Annotated in this window: 2 protein-coding genes; both read left to right on the top strand. The window is 51.6% G+C overall.

The window, feature by feature from the left end:
• Window positions 1–233, top strand: a 233-nt coding sequence (locus ACOI1H_RS26245) for a hypothetical protein (protein ID WP_422441301.1), incomplete at its 5' end; no start/stop codon positions are given.
• A complete protein-coding gene (locus tag ACOI1H_RS26240; RefSeq protein ID WP_422441300.1) occupies window positions 181–384 on the top strand; it encodes a type II toxin-antitoxin system Phd/YefM family antitoxin in 204 nt (67 codons plus the stop codon). The genes ACOI1H_RS26245 and ACOI1H_RS26240, both read left to right, overlap by 53 nt.
• The last annotated feature ends 137 nt before the right edge of the window (window positions 385–521 follow it).

The raw sequence follows: 521 nt of genomic DNA, 5'->3' as shown, positions 1-521 counted from the left end.
CAATCAGTGGCCGGATGACCCCGGAATACGCAGGCATCTATCCTGGAGACTATCAAACACACTTTAAACGCGGCAAAGCAGCGACGCCGGGCATTTACCCTGAAATTGCAAATTTGGATGTAGAGGCTTGTTATTTTAGCCAATTTGGCCAAAAGTTAATTGGCAAGGACGGAGAACCGAATGCAGATTCTAACTGCGAAAGACGCGAAGTACGGTTTCGGAAAGCTGATTGATCTCGCCCGAGCTGGGCCAGTCGCTGTAGCAAAGCATGGGCGCACCGTCGTCGTCGTGATGTCAGTCGAGGAATACGAGAGACTGAAGGCACTGGACGAAGGTATCGCCACTTCCAAGCTCCTTGGCATAGGAAAGAGTACAAACGAATGATTGCAGATCACCTGACCGGAATTGAGCAGTTCGGTGCAGACCTTTGGAAAATGGCGGATGATCTCCGGGCCAACTCCGGGCTCGCATCGAACGAGTATTTCATGCCCATCATGGGGCTACTTTTCCTGCGATAGGCC

Origin of the sequence: Loktanella sp. DJP18 (assembly GCF_049310965.1) — a bacterium.
GTDB lineage: Bacteria > Pseudomonadota > Alphaproteobacteria > Rhodobacterales > Rhodobacteraceae > Loktanella.
The sequence above is the reverse complement of the archived record's forward strand: the minus strand, read 5'-3'. Positions and strand labels throughout refer to the sequence as shown.

What these genes read in the sequence shown, in the direction of transcription:
- ACOI1H_RS26240 (WP_422441300.1), top strand. Translation starts at nt 181, where the DNA reads ATGCAGATTCTAACTGCGAAAGACGCGAAGTACGGTTTCGGAAAGCTG.